The 13,840-nt window shown below is 68.8% G+C and carries 13 protein-coding genes, 1 tRNA gene and 1 pseudogene; 7 read left to right on the forward strand and 8 right to left on the reverse strand.

Features of this window, described 5'->3' with window-relative positions; genetic code table 11:
* Positions 1–27 precede the first annotated feature (27 nt).
* Complete coding sequence (locus tag BHQ18_RS04105; RefSeq protein WP_084293867.1) at positions 28–552, reverse strand: ribonuclease FAU-1 family protein; 525 nt, start codon at positions 550–552, stop codon at positions 28–30.
* 81 nt (positions 553–633) lie between these two features.
* On the opposite strand from BHQ18_RS04105, the gene uvrB reads away from it, so the two are divergent.
* The 5 genes from uvrB to BHQ18_RS04130 all read left to right on the forward strand — a co-directional run bounded on the left by uvrB (position 634) and on the right by BHQ18_RS04130 (position 6,094).
* Entirely contained in the window at positions 634–2,784 is a 2,151-nt protein-coding gene (gene uvrB / locus BHQ18_RS04110; protein ID WP_069412286.1) for an excinuclease ABC subunit UvrB, read from the forward strand.
* 55 nt (positions 2,785–2,839) lie between these two features.
* On the forward strand, positions 2,840–3,622 hold the full coding sequence (locus BHQ18_RS04115; protein WP_069412287.1) for a ribosome hibernation promotion factor: 783 nt from the start codon (positions 2,840–2,842) through the stop codon (positions 3,620–3,622).
* Positions 3,623–3,655: 33 nt separating this feature from the next.
* A complete protein-coding gene (locus BHQ18_RS04120; RefSeq protein WP_069412288.1) occupies positions 3,656–5,074 on the forward strand; it encodes an MFS transporter in 1,419 nt (472 codons plus the stop codon).
* A 10-nt stretch (positions 5,075–5,084) separates the two neighbouring features.
* Complete coding sequence (locus BHQ18_RS04125; RefSeq protein ID WP_069412289.1) at positions 5,085–5,954, forward strand: SCO6745 family protein; 870 nt, start codon at positions 5,085–5,087, stop codon at positions 5,952–5,954.
* Between the two features lie 69 nt (positions 5,955–6,023).
* Positions 6,024–6,094, forward strand: a tRNA-Cys gene (locus BHQ18_RS04130).
* Between the two features lie 17 nt (positions 6,095–6,111).
* On the opposite strand, the gene BHQ18_RS04135 is transcribed toward BHQ18_RS04130, so the two are convergent.
* Entirely contained in the window at positions 6,112–6,375 is a 264-nt protein-coding gene (locus tag BHQ18_RS04135; RefSeq protein WP_069412374.1) for a hypothetical protein, read from the reverse strand.
* 221 nt (positions 6,376–6,596) lie between these two features.
* Positions 6,597–7,817 carry a cytochrome P450 gene (locus BHQ18_RS04140; protein ID WP_069412290.1) on the reverse strand — a complete coding sequence of 407 codons (1,221 nt, stop codon included), beginning with the start codon at positions 7,815–7,817 and terminating at the stop codon, positions 6,597–6,599.
* Positions 7,818–8,002: 185 nt separating this feature from the next.
* Here BHQ18_RS04140 and BHQ18_RS04145 point away from each other — a divergent pair, with 185 nt between their 5' ends.
* Positions 8,003–8,551, forward strand: coding sequence for a TetR/AcrR family transcriptional regulator (locus BHQ18_RS04145; RefSeq protein WP_069412291.1), 549 nt, complete (start codon positions 8,003–8,005; stop codon positions 8,549–8,551).
* Positions 8,552–8,554: 3 nt separating this feature from the next.
* On the opposite strand, the gene BHQ18_RS04150 is transcribed toward BHQ18_RS04145, so the two are convergent.
* Positions 8,555–9,211: a UdgX family uracil-DNA binding protein gene (locus BHQ18_RS04150; RefSeq protein ID WP_069412292.1), complete on the reverse strand. Its 657-nt coding sequence runs from the start codon at positions 9,209–9,211 to the stop codon at positions 8,555–8,557.
* Positions 9,212–9,431: 220 nt separating this feature from the next.
* On the opposite strand from BHQ18_RS04150, the gene BHQ18_RS30390 reads away from it, so the two are divergent.
* Positions 9,432–9,872 (forward strand): universal stress protein, encoded by a 441-nt coding sequence (locus BHQ18_RS30390; protein ID WP_069412293.1) that lies wholly within the window; start codon positions 9,432–9,434, stop codon positions 9,870–9,872.
* Here the strand turns inward: BHQ18_RS30390 and lnt are convergent.
* The 4 genes and pseudogenes from lnt to BHQ18_RS04175 form a co-directional block, all read right to left on the reverse strand.
* Positions 9,808–11,223, reverse strand: a pseudogene (gene lnt, locus BHQ18_RS04160) (apolipoprotein N-acyltransferase); the annotation flags it as partial. The gene BHQ18_RS30390 and the pseudogene lnt sit on opposite strands and share 65 nt — an antisense overlap.
* Before the next feature lie 26 nt (positions 11,224–11,249).
* Positions 11,250–12,134, reverse strand: a complete 885-nt coding sequence (locus tag BHQ18_RS04165; RefSeq protein WP_069412294.1) for a fructose bisphosphate aldolase — start codon at positions 12,132–12,134, stop codon at positions 11,250–11,252.
* 129 nt (positions 12,135–12,263) lie between these two features.
* A complete protein-coding gene (locus BHQ18_RS04170) occupies positions 12,264–13,097 on the reverse strand; it encodes an SDR family NAD(P)-dependent oxidoreductase (protein ID WP_069412295.1) in 834 nt (277 codons plus the stop codon).
* Entirely contained in the window at positions 13,091–13,765 is a 675-nt protein-coding gene (locus BHQ18_RS04175; RefSeq protein WP_069412375.1) for an MBL fold metallo-hydrolase, read from the reverse strand. The genes BHQ18_RS04170 and BHQ18_RS04175 overlap by 7 nt, the downstream gene beginning before the upstream one ends.
* Positions 13,766–13,840: the final 75 nt, after the last annotated feature.

The following is a 13,840-nucleotide window of genomic DNA, read 5'->3' on the forward strand; positions in this document are numbered from 1 at the left end:
TCAAGATCGGCCGGCGTCGACGTTCCGTTACGCCCGGTTCGCTCGCCGGGAGTCGCGCCATGTCACCGGCATACCCAGCGTGGACAGCCACCGGTTCAGGTCGTAGTCGTGCCGGGACAGTCCGTCGATCGCGGTCACCGCGGTCTGCACGGCCCGTTCGGCCGTCTCCGGTGTCAGCAGGTTGTGGCGGACCGCGGTCAGCAGTTCGTCGACGTCGCAGAGCTCGGCTCCCGCACCGGTGCGGACCACCAGATCGAGGTAGTGATCCTCGGAGTGCCAGACCTTCTCGCCCGCGGTGTAGTCGCCGACGTCGAGGTAGTAGTCCTGATCGCGTTCGTGGCCGGGGTTGAAGTGGAACACCGTCGCCCGCAGCCGCAGCGACGGCAGCAGCCACGACTCCAGATAGTGGAACTGGGCCCGGCCGGGGGTCGGGCGCGCCATGTAGAGCCCCCACCGTTCGACGGTGTACACGTCGACCGCCCGCACGATGCCCTTGGGATCGGTGTTGGTGCGGGCGTGCAGGTCGAAGGTCTCGTGTTTGGGAGCGTGGATGAGCCAAGGATAAGGCCCGCGTCACCACCGCGGCCGCGACGGGAATGAACTTGTCGGTGGGCGCGCTTACCCTGGTTGATTATGGCTTTCGCTACCGAACATCCCGTGCTCGCGCACTCGGAGTACCGGCCTGTCGACTCGGTTGTGCGCACCGGCGGCCGCTTCGAGGTGGTCAGCCCCTACGAACCCGCCGGTGACCAGCCCGCGGCCATCGACGAACTCGAACGCCGCATCAAGGCCGGCGAACACGACGTGGTGCTGCTCGGCGCCACCGGCACCGGTAAGTCGGCGACGACGGCGTGGCTCATCGAGCGGCTGCAGCGGCCCACCCTGGTGATGGCCCCCAACAAGACGCTCGCCGCACAGCTGGCGAACGAGCTACGGGAGATGTTGCCGCACAACGCGGTCGAGTACTTCGTCTCGTACTACGACTACTACCAGCCCGAGGCGTACATCGCCCAGACCGACACCTACATCGAGAAGGACAGCTCGATCAACGACGACGTCGAGCGGCTGCGGCACTCGGCGACGTCGAGCCTGCTGTCGCGCCGCGATGTGGTGGTGGTGGCGTCGGTGTCCTGCATCTACGGTCTGGGCACCCCGCAGTCGTACCTCGACCGCAGTGTCGAACTGAAGGTCGGCGACGAGGTGCCCCGCGACGGATTGCTGCGGCTGCTGGTCGACGTCCAGTACACCCGCAACGACATGGCGTTCACCCGCGGCTCGTTCCGGGTCCGCGGCGACACTGTGGAGATCATCCCGTCCTACGAGGAACTCGCGGTACGCATCGAGTTCTTCGGCGACGAAGTCGAGGCGCTGTACTACCTGCACCCCCTGACCGGCGACATCGTGCGCAAGGTCGACTCCCTGCGCATCTTCCCGGCCACCCACTATGTGGCGGGTCCCGAGCGGATGGCGCAGGCCATCTCGACCATCGAGCAGGAACTCGAGGAGCGGCTGGCCGAACTCGAGGGACAGGGCAAGCTTCTGGAGGCCCAGCGGCTGCGGATGCGCACAAATTATGACATCGAGATGATGCGCCAGGTCGGTTTCTGCTCGGGTATCGAGAACTACTCACGCCACATCGACGGGCGGGGTCCCGGAACCGCGCCCGCGACGCTCATCGACTACTTCCCCGAGGACTTCCTGCTCGTCATCGACGAGTCCCACGTGACGGTCCCGCAGATCGGCGGCATGTACGAGGGCGACATGTCGCGTAAGCGCAACCTCGTCGACTTCGGCTTCCGGCTGCCGTCGGCCGTCGACAACCGGCCGCTGACCTGGGAGGAGTTCGCCGACCGGATCGGGCAGACGGTCTATCTGTCGGCGACCCCGGGACCGTATGAGCTCAGCCAGTCCGGCGGCGAGTTCGTCGAACAGGTCATCCGCCCGACCGGGCTGGTCGACCCGCAGGTCGTCGTCAAACCGACCAAGGGGCAGATCGACGACCTGATCGGCGAGATCCGCAAACGCACCGAACGCGACGAACGGGTCCTGGTCACCACGCTGACCAAGAAGATGGCCGAAGACCTGACCGACTACCTGCTGGAGATGGGCATCCGGGTGCGGTACCTGCACTCCGAGGTCGACACGCTGCGCCGCGTCGAGCTGCTGCGGCAGCTGCGGCTCGGTGACTACGACGTGCTGGTCGGCATCAACCTGCTGCGCGAGGGCCTCGACCTGCCCGAGGTGTCGCTGGTGGCGATCCTCGACGCGGACAAGGAGGGTTTCCTGCGGTCGCCGCGCAGCCTGATCCAGACCATCGGCCGAGCCGCCCGCAACGTGTCCGGTGAAGTGCACATGTACGCGGACAAGATCACGGATTCGATGAAGCAGGCCATCGACGAGACCGAACGTCGCCGCGCCAAGCAGATCGCGTACAACACCGAACACGGCATCGACCCGAAGCCGTTGCGCAAGAAGATCGCCGACATCCTCGATCAGGTCTACCGAGAGGCCGACGACGTCGAGGTTGGCGGATCCGGCCGGAACGCGTCCCGCGGTCGGCGTGCGCAGGGCGAGCCGGGCCGGGCGGTCAGCGCGGGCATCATCGAGGGCCGCGACACGTCGAACATGCCGCGCGCGGAGCTGGCCGACCTGATCAAGGATCTGACCGAGCAGATGATGACCGCGGCGCGCGATCTGCAGTTCGAGTTGGCCGCGCGGATCCGCGACGAGATCGCCGACCTGAAGAAGGAATTGCGCGGCATGGATGCCGCCGGCTTGAAGTAGGCGGTCGGGACCTTCGGCCCTAGCCCTGGCCGGCAGCTTCGCGTACAACGAAAGTATGAGTGGCAAAACGGATTTCGAGTCGTCAGTCAACGTCGAAGTGACGACGCGCGGTGACCTTCCCGGTGCGGACGAATATGCGCGGACCACCGTCGAGGAGCTGAGCCGGTTCGCGCATCGACCGTTGTCGCATGCGCACGTCAAGCTCACCCGGCACGGGGACCCGGACCTGGAACGCCCGGTGATCGCGCAGGCCAACCTCGACGTGGACGGCCGGCTGGTGCGGGCCCAGGCGCAGGGCGACACCGCGCGCGAGGCGATCGACCGGCTCGGAGAGCGGCTGCGGCGCCAGCTCAAGCGTGCCGGCGACCTCGTGCAGGCGCGCCGGTCGGCGCGGGCCGCTCACGACGCCGGCGCCGCTCACCCGCCGACCCGGGCGCCGGTGGACCCGGCCGAGCGTCAGGTCGTGCGGCGCAAGTCGTTCACGCTCGCGCCGTGCACGGTCGACGAGGCGGCGGTCGAGATGGAGCTGCTCGACTACGACTTCCACCTCTTCACCGAGAAGCGCACCGGCATGGCCAGCGTCCTCTACAAGGACGGTCCGACCGGGTACCGGCTGGCCCAGGTCGAACCGGCCCCGGCGGAAGACCTCGCGCCGTTCGAGCTGCCGCTGACCGTCAGTTCTCAACCGCCGCCGTGTCACACGGTCGAGCAGGCCGCGGAGCGGATGGGTCTGCTGGGGCTGCCGTTCATGTTCTTCATCGATGCGGCCCAGGGTCGTGCCGCGGTGCTCTACCAGCGCTACGACGGTCACTATGGGCTCATCACACCCGGCGGTTGACCTCAACCGGGATTGAGCTTCTAGCCTGACCCGGTGACCGACACCGCGAGTATGCGCCCCGCCGGTTGGCGGGAACTGCTGGGACCGAGGTACCTCGGCGCCAGCGTCGTCCTCGCCGGCGGGGTCGCCCTCTACGCGACCAACGAGTTCCTCACCATCAGCCTGATGCCCAGCGCGGTCGCCGACATCGGCGGTCAGCGGCTGTACGCGTGGGTGACGACGGTCTACCTCGTCGCGTCGGTGGTGGCGGCCACCACCGTGCACTCGACGCTGATGCGGCTGGGCCCGCGGCTGTCATACCTGGTGGCGCTGAGCGTGTTCGGGGCGGGCAGCGTGGCGTGCGCGGCCGCGCCCACGATGGAACTGCTGCTGGTCGGTCGCACAGTGCAGGGCCTCGCCGGTGGTCTGCTGGCCGGGCTGGGCTACGCCGTCATCAACACGGCGTTGCCGGAGCATCTGTGGACCAGAGCCTCGGCCCTGGTCTCGGCGATGTGGGGCGTCGGCACGCTGCTGGGCCCGGCGGCGGGCGGACTGTTCGCGCAATACGCTTCGTGGCGTTGGGCTTTCGGCGCGTTGGCCATCCTGACCGCGGTGATCGCCGCGCTGGTGCCGGTCGGCTTGCCGGCCCGAGGGGACGCCGACGTCGACGTGCCGAGGATCCCGATCCCGGTGTGGTCGCTGCTGCTGTTGGGTGCGGCGGCGCTGGCGGTCAGCGTGGCCGGACTGCCCCGGGACGAACGGGCCACCGGGGCGCTCGTCGGGCTGAGCGTGGTTCTGGTCCTGGTCTTCCTGGTGGTGGACCGGCGGACCACGGCTTCGGTGTTGCCGTCCAGCACCTTCGGGCCCGGGCCGCTGAAGTGGATCTACCTGACGCTGGGTGTGCTGATCGCCGCGACGATGGCCGAGATGTACGTTCCGCTGTTCGGCCAGCGCCTGGCGGGTCTGACGCCGGTGGCGGCGGGGTTCCTCGGCGCGGGGCTCGCTCTGGGTTGGACCTTCGCCGAGATCGCCAGCGCGTCGCTGAGCGGTGCGCGGACGATCCGGCTCGTCGTGGCCGTCGCGCCCGGGGTGATGGCCGCCGGGCTGGCGGTCGCGGCGCTGACGATACGCGCCGACGCCTCCCTGCTGCTGGTCGCGGTGTGGGTGGTCGGACTCTTCGTCGCCGGTGTCGGGGTGGGGATGGCGTGGCCGCACCTGTCGGCGTGGGCGATGGGCCGGGTCGACGATCCCGCGGAAGGCCCGACCGCCGCTGCCGCCATCAACACCGTGCAGCTGATCTGCGGTGCGTTCGGCGCGGGCCTGGCCGGCATCGTGGTCAACATGACCGAGGATGGTGGCGCCGCCCCCGCGCGGTGGCTGCTGGCCGGGTTCGCGGTGCTGGCGGCGCTGGGCCTGATCGCCTCCACGCGGAGCACCCGGCCCACCGCGCGACCAACACCCGGCGCGGCGTAGCGTCGCCCCCGTGGACGCCTACACCGCAGGTCGGCTGTGCCGCAGCGTCGACCCACTGCACTCGCTGTCGTACTTCCTCCCGGAGGTCGCCGAGCGCTTCGGCGCACTCGGAATGAGTGGTATGACACCGTATTTCGCGGTTCGCGCGGCGCCGATGGGCGCGGTTTCCGCCTCCGTTGTGGCGGCGGTCTTCTACACCTTCAACCCCGAGTTCGTCGCGCAATCGATCCCGGCGGCGTGGGCGCTGGCATCGCCGGACGAGGTCATCGCCACGCGCTACGAGATGCTCGGCGCGGTGCTGTCCCGTGTCCTCGGCGAGGAGTTCACCCGGTCGAACGAGTTGGTTCGGGCCGCGGCGATCCTGCGGCGTACGGCCGAGGACGCCCCGGACGGCGACGGCCGCCCGCTGTACGCCGCGCACGCCGAGTTGGCCTGGCCTGACGCGCCGCACATGCAGTTGTGGCACGCGGTCACGTTGCTTCGGGAGTATCGCGGCGACGGACACACCGCAGCGCTGGTCGCCAACGGGCTCAACGGCTTGGAGGCGTTGGTCAGCCACACCGCGGCGGGCATCGGGTTCTCGGTGCCGTTCGCCCAGACGCTGCGCGGATGGAGCGAAGAGCAGTGGGCGGCGGGGGTGGAGCGGCTGCGGTCGCGCGGACTTCTCGGCGGCGACGGGACGCTGACCGAGGCGGGGGAGCAGCTGCGGGTCCGCGTCGAGGACCTCACCGACGAGTTGGGCTACGCGCCGTGGGCGACGGTGAACGACGTCGACCGCGGGCACATCGTCGCCGTCGCCGATGTGGTCCGCGCGGCGGTGGGCGCGGCCGGTCTCATCCCGGCGCAGGCGTTCGGGCCGAGGTACGGTGAGCCGCGCTGAGATGTATTCAGCTCACGGCGATTTCAAACCTGGCCAACCGCCGTCGTCACCGGCAGGGTGGAATGTGACGCGGGTGTGGCTGAGTGGCTAGGCACCGGCCTGCAAAGCCGTTTACGCGGGTTCGAATCCCGTCACTCGCTCGCGTACCCGCCCGCTGTCAGCAGACCGCGGGCGGCACCCAGGCGGACACCGCCGGGGGAACCCACGCGCACGCGCTGTGCGGGGGCGGGCCGTGCCAGCCGCGACCACGCCAGCCGTTGTCCCAGTCGTCCCACTCGTGGTCGTGTGGGCGGTCCAGTTTCCAGGTGACCGACGGCGAATCGGTGAGCGGCTGTTCGGCGTTGGCGACTCCGGTGCCGATCCCGAGCGCGGGGACCGCCAACGTACCCGCCATGACCACTGCGCTTCCGATCATCTTCATCTTCACGATCAAACCCCTATTGCAGCACTGTTTCGCGTACCGACCCGGACCGAGTTTATCTCGCGCCTCCACCTGACGCGGTGACTGGTCGATCGGCAAATTCGTTGTGCCGCAACCACGGATGCGCTGATACCGGGCCGACCCCAGGCTGATGGACCGCGGCCGGTTTGCCTGCGCCGGGCGGCTCCGCACTCGGCGGGGTCCACCGCAAACTGACCGACTCATTCGACGGCGAGGTCGAGATGGTCGAGGCGCCTGACCAAGAGGCTCGGCAGCCACCTTCCCCGGCGGCTGGCGGTGAAAGAGCGTGTCTCGTGCAGGAGGAAGCGCAGGACGACGCGGGCTTCCATTCGTGCCAGCGCGGCGCCGACACAGAAGTGCACGCCTTTGCCGAAGGCGACGTGACCTTTGCCGCGAGGTCGGTCGAGTAGTAGTCGATCGGGCTCGTCGAAATGGTCCGGATCGCGATTCGCCGCTCCCCACAACAGGAGCAGCCGCGAATCCGCCGGCAATGCCACACCGCACAGTTCGGTGTCGACGACGACGTGCCGGTAGTGAGCACGGAACGGCGGCTCGAAGCGCAGGACCTCCTCGATGAAAGGGCCGAGCAGTTCGGGGGTTTCGCGGACCTGCTGTTGGATGTCGGATCGAGTCGCCAGCAGCCAAGCGGCCGAACCCAGAAGGGAGGCGGTGGATTCCCCTCCCGCGCTGAACAGTGTGGCCATCATGGCCAGTGCCGTGGTGTCGCTCATCTCACTGCGCGCACGCGCCGTGGCGAGGTCACCGATCAGATCGTCGCCCGGATCGCTCAGCGCGTTCTCGAACTGCTCGGTGATGTAGGCGGCCAGTTCCATCACCGCTGTACCTGCTTGCGCCATCTGGTCGTCGGTCACCAGGCCCTCGACCACCTGCGTCGCGGCGTAACCCCACCGGATGAGCCTGTCGACATCGCGGTCGGGGACCCCGATGATGCGGGCGACGATCATCATCGGTAGGCGGTTGGCGATTCCCGCCATCCACTCTATGCCGCTGCCACGAAAGGCGTTGCCCCACAAGCTGTGCGCTGTCTGGTCGATGTACGGTTCGAAAGCCGCGATCCGTTTGGCGGCCAGGTGGGGGAGCAGCATCTTGCGGTGGGCCGAATGAGCGGGTTCATCAGCTGTCGCCAATGCCTGGGTGGGACCGCCGATTTCGCCGATATGGAATTCGTCGACGGAACCGTCGGGCCGGTACATCATGGTCGCTGTCAGGTTCGACGAGAACTCGTCGCATCGAGTGACAGCTTCCTCGACTGCTGCCCAGCTGCTGACGGCGTAGAAATCGGACTCGCCGATCCGGTGGACAGCGCCTGAGCGATGCATCAGCGCGTACAGCGGATAGGGATCCTGAACGTAGCGGTCCTCGAAGAGTGCCAGGCCGAGGCTGCCGTCCAGCGTGCGCATGCGTCAACGCTGAGCGGTGGTCATCGCAGTGTCAACGGCCGCGGCACAGATCGGCATGGCTCCTGTCCGATGTCGACCGCTGCTGTCTCAGCTCGGGTCGTTGACCTGCGCGAAGCGGGCGATACAGCATCCACGCCGTCTCAAAGCTGAGAAGATGCCCGCGACGACGTTCGGAGGAGCAGGTGATGGCCCGGCCCGACTGGGTGGTTGGCGGTGATCGGCGGGCGGCAGCCGCAGAGCGGATCTACGCGGCGGCCACTGAACTCGTGCTTCGTGACGGGCTGGAGGCGTTCGACATCGACACCCTGGCTTCGGCCGTGCACTGCTCGCGCGCCACCGTCTACCGCTATGCGGGCGGGAAGGCGCAGATCCGTGACGCCGTACTGATGCGGTTGTCGGCCGGGATCGTCGCCGCGGTCAGAGAAGCGGTCGAGGGATCGGTCGGCCCACAACGGGTGATCACGGCGATCGCGGTGGCGCTCGAGCAGATCCGCTCCGATCGGTTGCGTCGGTTGATGTTCGCCACCCGAGCACCGGAGGTCGCGGGTCTGCACTCCTCAGAGGTGCTGAGCCGGTTGGCGGCGGATCTGGCGGGGATCACCGACGACGACCTTGCGGCCGCGCAATGGATCGTCCGCGTGGTCGTTTCGCTGGCGTACTGGCCCATCGGAGATCACCGGGAAGAGGAGCAGGTGATCCGGCGCTTCGTCGCACCCGCCTTCGGCGGCGACTGACCGTCAGCGGCGCCGTTGCCCGGCGGCGAACCGCAGATCCGAGACCAAGGCCTGGAAGGCCTGCTCGCGATCTTCGGGCGGTCCGCGCAGCACCGAGGACGGATGGGGACTGACGACGACGGCCGGATCGATCCCGAGTTCGCCGGCGTCTGGCAGGTCCAGGACCTCGCCGCGGTGCTGCGTGAGGCGAAATGTACTGCCCAGCAACGACTGTGCGGCCGTCGCGCCCATCAACACCAGCACGTCGGGCTGCACAACGGCCAATTCGGCGAGCAACCACGGCCGGCACGCCACCACCTCGGTGCGGCTCGGCGTCTTGTGGATGCGGCGCGTACCGCGCTCGGGAAGCGTGAACTTGAAGTGCTTCACCGCATTGGTCACGTACAGCCCGTCACGGTCGACACCCGCCTCGACGAGCGCCTTGTCGAGCAACCGGCCGGCCGGGCCGACGAACGGTTCACCAGCCTTGTCCTCCTGATCACCGGGTTGCTCGCCGACCAGCATCATGTCCGCGCGCTCGGAACCGCCGCCGAACACCACCTGCGTCGCGTCCAGATGGAGGTCACACCCTTTGCAACCGTGTGCTGCGTCGGCCAACACCGTCAGATCGGAGGTGTCGGGCACGAACTCCGCTGCGGTACGGGAGGTCCGGGTGGCCATGGCGGTGGAATACCCGGCCGAACGGTTTTCACCCGCGCGGTTCGGCTGTGGGAGGCCGAAATTGGCGCGCGCGCAAATGCGGCGGGACGCGGTGTAGGCGCGGTCACGTCGGGTACGCGGAGGTGACGTTACCGGGCAATGTGCCATGAAAGTGCAGGCAAATGGCCTGTGAGAGGCTACTGTTCCGGATGGCGAAGGAATTGACACTGGGAGGATATGGATGAGCGCGTATCAGACCGTCTTGGTAGGCACGGACGGATCGGACTCGTCGCTTCGCGCGGTCGAGAAAGCTGGTCAGATCGCCGGTGACGCCAAGCTGGTCATCGCCACGGCGTACTTCCCCCAGAACGAAGACCAGCGCGCAGCCGACGTGCTCAAGGACGAGGGCTACAAGATGGCCGGCAACGCGCCCATCTACGCGATCCTGCGCGAGGCGAAGGAACGCGCCCACCAGGCGGGCGCCACGAACGTCGAAGAGAAGGCCGTCGTCGGCGCCCCCGTCGACGCGCTGGTCGAGCTCGCCGAGGAAGTCAAGGCCGATCTGCTGGTCGTCGGTAACGTCGGCCTGTCCACGATCGCCGGCCGCCTGCTCGGTTCCGTTCCCGCCAACGTCGCACGCCGGTCCAAGTCCGACGTGCTGATCGTGCACACCACGCCGTAACCACCACCAGCGCCGTCACCGGCAGCCAGTCGCCGAATCGCCGGTAGCCGGTGTCGCGCGCGGTCAGCGGCACGTCCACCACGACGACACCCTGCTCGGCTGCGGGCATCCACGCCAGTGCCCGCCCGCGCGCGTCGAACGCCGAGCTGACGCCGGACAACGCCGCGTGGACCGCCGGCAGGCCCACCTCGACGGCGTGGACTGCGGGCATGCTCGCCAGCTGCGGCTGAGCCCAGCTGCCCTGGTACGACGAGGTCGAACTCTGGTAGGCCACCAGCTGCGCGCCGCGGCGCGCCTGTTCGCGGGACAGGTCGGAGAACAACGTCTCGAAGCTGATGAGCGGGCCGACGGCGACTCTGTCGGTGTGCAGGACGACGGGTCCCGGGCCGCGTCGACGGTCTTCGGCGGCGGCCCGCGTCGTCGCCGTGAACCGCTCGAGGACCGGCCGCAGCGGAACGTACTCACCGAACGGCACCAGCCGGGTCTTGGCGTACGCCCCGCGCACCCCGTCCGGGCCGACGAGCGCCGACGTCTTGTAGATGCCGCCCGTCGGTCCGCGGGCGTCGACGTTGACCAGCAGATCGGCGCCCACCCGCCGTGACAGCGCGCTCAGCCGCTGCGCGACCTCCGGATGCGAGGTCAGGTCCACCCCGACACTGCTCTCACCCCACACGACCAGATCCACTTGTTGCCCGGCCAGGCCCTCGGTCAGCGTTGCGCTGTCGAGGTCGCCGGGCTGCACCAGCGCGACCCGCACCGTCGGCCCGGGTGTCGGCGCCGGGGCGAGCCAGAACCACGCCGGGCCGGCCGCGGCCAGCAGCACGGCGAGGACGGCCGGAACCGCCTTACGCGTCAGCACCGCACCGGCGACCGCCGTGTTGGCCGCCACCAGCAGCGCGCTGACCAGCCATACCCCGCCCAGCGACGCGGGCGCCAGCGTCAGCGGCTGGTTCCACTGCGAGGCCCCGAGCAAGGCCCACGGTCCGCCGAGCCGGTCCCAGGACCGCACCGTCTCGGCGAGGATCCACAGCGACGGCAGCACCGCGACGGCCGTCGACCACCGGCGGGTCGTCAGCTCGCCGGCCAGCAACCGGTGTGCGGCCCACCCGAACGGCAGCCACAGTGCGCCCAGCGCCGCGGCGAGCACCAGAAGCATGGGACCGGCGAGCGGCCACAGCCAGTGCTGGGTGACGGCGATGAACGCGGCGAGACCGCACCATGCGCGCACGGCGCCCTGCGCGGGTGTCGGGGCGGCGCGGACGACGAGCAGCAGCGGGACCAGACCGATCCACGCCAGCCACCACCACGCGGGGGCCGGGAACGCGAGCGAGGGCAACGCGCCGGCGACCAGCGCCGACGCGTAGCCCCGCAGCGGAATCAGGTCGCGGACGCCTTGGCGATCGCCGCGATCGCCTCATCGAGGGTGGAGTTGAACTCCTCGTCGCTCTGCTGAGCGCTCAGGCCCTCGGTCAGCGCGCGCGAGAAGCTGGCGATCACACCGATGTTGCGGGTCAGCTTCTCGTTGGCGACGTCCCGGCTGTAGCCACCCGAGAGCGCCACCACCCGCACCACCTTCGGGTGGTCGACGAGGTCCTTGTACAGGTTGTCGGTGTCGGGCAGCGTCAGCTTGAGCATGACCTTCTTGTCATCGCCGAGCTTGTCGACTCCGGCGAGCAGCGCGGCCTTGAGCTGTTCCTCGGCCTCGGCCTTCTTCGGGCTGTTGATGTCGACCTCGGGTTCGATGATCGGCACCAGCCCCTTGGCCAGGACCTGCTCGGCGACCTCGAACTGCTGGTCGACGACGGCCTGCAGACCCGAGCCCGGAAGCTTGATCACCGAGCGTTCCTTGGTGCCGAAGATGCCCTTCTCGACGGCGCGGTCGAGCAGGTCGTCGAGGCCGGGCATCGGCTTCATCGTCTGGGCGCCGTCCTTCTCGTCGGCCAGGCCCTTGTCGATCTTGAGGAACGGGACGATGTTCTTGACGTTCCACAGGTAATCCGCGGTCGGACGGCCCTCGATCTCGCGGTCCATCGTCTGCTCGAACAGGATGGTCCCCATGATGCGCTCGGAGTCGAAGGCCGGGCTGGTGATGATGCGGCTGCGCATCTCGTGCACCAGGTCGAACATCTGGTCTTCACCGGAGTAGCTGTCCTCCGGGATGCCGTAGAGCTTCAGCGCCTTCGGAGTGCTGCCGCCGCTCTGGTCGAGTGCCGCGATGAACCCTGCGCCGCTCTGCGCCTTCTTCAACTGATCGTCATTCATCTATGTCTCCTCACAGACTTCAGTCCCCTCACAGACTTCAGCGATAACCCTAGGCCAGCGCGTTTTCGGCGTCGCCGCGGCCCGGCGTGCTGCCCATCTTCGTGGCTCCCGCGCTCCCGCGCAGCGCGATCAGCGCAATACCCGGTCGAACTGCCGGAGCGGATGCACGCCGTGCAACTCCCGGTACGACGGTGGACGGCGGCCGCCGGCGTCGGTGATCCCGTACTCGCGCGCGAGTTCGGCGCCGATGAAGGTCTGGCCGCTCTTGTCCGGCAGCGCGCCGTCGCGGTAGAGCGCCCAGACGAGGTGGCCGGTGAACTCGGGTGTCTCGGCGTTGTCGAGCAGGTGGGCGAATTTGTCGGGGGCGGCTTCGATCATCGCCGTGAAGCGTTCGGTGAGCAGCACGCCCATCCAGATCGAGGCGGTGGCTATGCCGAAGTCGCGGAAGTCGACCGCCATGTCGGCGGCCATCTTGTCGACGCCCGCCTTGTGCACGCCGTAGGCCGGACCGAAGACGTAGTGCGCGGCGCCCGGGGCCGAGGTGAACACCACCAGCCCGCGCCGCTGCGGCAGCATCAGCGGAGCGGCGTACACCGTCGCGACGTAGGCGCTGCGCAGCCCGACGTCGAAGATGTCGGCGAGGTCGACGGACTCCTCCCAGAACCGGGTGCGGGCCATCATCGTGTCGCGGATCATCGCGGCGTTGTTGACCAGGATGTCGAGCCGGCCGTGGTCGGTGCCGACCCGGTCGAACAGCGTCCTGGTCTGCTCGTCGTCGGCGTGGTCGACGGCCACCGCGATCCCGGTGCCGCCGGCCGCCGTCACCAGCTGCGCGGCGCGGTGGATGCCGTCGCTGCGCCCGGTGACGTACACGGTGCAGCCGTGGCTGCCGAGCGCGTGGGCGATGCCCAGCCCGGCGCCGCGGCTCGCCCCGGTCACGACCGCGACCGGCGCGTCTACCAACCGCGTTCTTTCCACTCGGCCAGATGCGGGCGCTCGGCGCCGAGCGTGGTGTCGTCGCCGTGACCGGGATAGACGACGGTCGAATCGCCGTAGACGTCGAACACCCGGGTGCTCACATCACCCAGCAGCTGCTCGAAGGCGCCGTCCTCCCACGTCTTGCCGACCCCGCCGGGGAACAGGCAGTCACCGGTGAACAGGTGCGTCGCCTCCGGGTCGGCGCCGTCGAGCGCCAACGCCACCGAGCCGGGGGTGTGGCCCTGCAGGTGGATGACATCGAACGACAGGTCGCCGACCTCGACGGTGTCACCGTGCGCGAGAAGACGATCCGGCGGCACGGGCAGCGGTTCGGCGTCGAGACGGTGCGCGGCGGTCGGCACACCTGTGGCCTTGGCCACTTCCTCGAGCGCCTGCCAGTGGTCGAAGTGCTGGTGGCTGGTCACGATCAGCGACAGTTTCGGCGCGTGTTCGGCGATCAGGCCGAGCAGCACCGAGGCGTCGTTCGCCGCGTCGATGAGCAGCGTCTCACCGGTCCGGGAACAGGTCACCAGGTAGGCGTTGTTGTCCATGGGACCCACCGAAGCCTTGATGATCGTCGCTGCGGGGAGGGTGCGACGCGCTGCGGTTCCGGGGTCGGTGTGGCCGGTGTAGTTGTCGTCGACGGCGGTCATGTTGCTCACGGTATCGGGCTTGTCGGTAGGGGCACATAGAGTGGGCTACAACCATGTCTTGGGAGGATTCACCGG

The sequence above is a fragment of the Mycolicibacterium flavescens genome (assembly GCF_001722335.1).
GTDB lineage: Bacteria > Actinomycetota > Actinomycetes > Mycobacteriales > Mycobacteriaceae > Mycobacterium > Mycobacterium flavescens.

What these genes read in the sequence shown, in the direction of transcription:
- uvrB (WP_069412286.1), top strand. Translation starts at nt 634, where the DNA reads ATGGCTTTCGCTACCGAACATCCCGTGCTCGCGCACTCGGAGTACCGG.
- BHQ18_RS04115 (WP_069412287.1), top strand. Translation starts at nt 2,840, where the DNA reads ATGAGTGGCAAAACGGATTTCGAGTCGTCAGTCAACGTCGAAGTGACG.
- BHQ18_RS04135 (WP_069412374.1), bottom strand. Translation starts at nt 6,375, where the DNA reads ATGAAGATGATCGGAAGCGCAGTGGTCATGGCGGGTACGTTGGCGGTC.
- BHQ18_RS04140 (WP_069412290.1), bottom strand. Translation starts at nt 7,817, where the DNA reads ATGCGCACGCTGGACGGCAGCCTCGGCCTGGCACTCTTCGAGGACCGC.
- BHQ18_RS04145 (WP_069412291.1), top strand. Translation starts at nt 8,003, where the DNA reads ATGGCCCGGCCCGACTGGGTGGTTGGCGGTGATCGGCGGGCGGCAGCC.
- BHQ18_RS04150 (WP_069412292.1), bottom strand. Translation starts at nt 9,211, where the DNA reads ATGGCCACCCGGACCTCCCGTACCGCAGCGGAGTTCGTGCCCGACACC.
- BHQ18_RS30390 (WP_069412293.1), top strand. Translation starts at nt 9,432, where the DNA reads ATGAGCGCGTATCAGACCGTCTTGGTAGGCACGGACGGATCGGACTCG.
- BHQ18_RS04165 (WP_069412294.1), bottom strand. Translation starts at nt 12,134, where the DNA reads ATGAATGACGATCAGTTGAAGAAGGCGCAGAGCGGCGCAGGGTTCATC.
- BHQ18_RS04175 (WP_069412375.1), bottom strand. Translation starts at nt 13,765, where the DNA reads ATGACCGCCGTCGACGACAACTACACCGGCCACACCGACCCCGGAACC.